We start from the raw sequence: 548 nt of genomic DNA, 5'->3' as shown, positions 1-548 counted from the left end.
TGTCTGAGTGATCGGCGTAGAGCTCGCAGCCGGTCAGCCGGAAGGTTGAACGGGCATTCTCGCCGAAGCCGAAGACGTGCTCGACGCCGGCCTCCTTCGCCATCTTCTCAAGCAGCTTCCAGCGCTGGTCGTCACGATTGAGCAGCGCGGCGCCGTCGGGCTCCAAGCCCTCGAAGATCTCCGCCTTCGCCCTGGCGATCTCGTCCAGATTCTTGAAGAAGCCGAGATGGGCGGCGGCAATCATCGTCACGATGGCGACATGCGGCCTGACCATCCTGACCAGCGGCCTGATCTCGCCGGAATGGTTCATGCCGATCTCGAAGATCGCGAAGTCGCAGTCCTGCGGCATACGCGCCAGCGTCAGCGGCACGCCCCAATGATTGTTGAACGACTGCGCCGAGGCGTGCACCTTGCCGACCGCCGACAGCACATGGCGCAGCGCTTCTTTGGTGGTTGTCTTGCCGGCCGAGCCGGTGACCGCGATGATCCGGGCCTTCGAGCGGGCGCGGGCCGCCACACCGAGCTTCTCAAGGGCCGCAAGCACGTCC

Annotated in this window: 1 protein-coding gene; it reads right to left on the bottom strand. The window is 65.0% G+C overall.

The features are described from left to right. Nucleotides 1-548: Mur ligase family protein (locus EOA27_RS39480; protein ID WP_245491425.1), on the bottom strand; the 548-nt coding region annotated here is incomplete at both ends.

The organism is Mesorhizobium sp. M2A.F.Ca.ET.037.01.1.1 (genome assembly GCF_003998075.1).
In the GTDB taxonomy this organism is placed as follows: Bacteria; Pseudomonadota; Alphaproteobacteria; order Rhizobiales; family Rhizobiaceae; genus Mesorhizobium.
The sequence above is the reverse complement of the archived record's forward strand: the minus strand, read 5'-3'. Positions and strand labels throughout refer to the sequence as shown.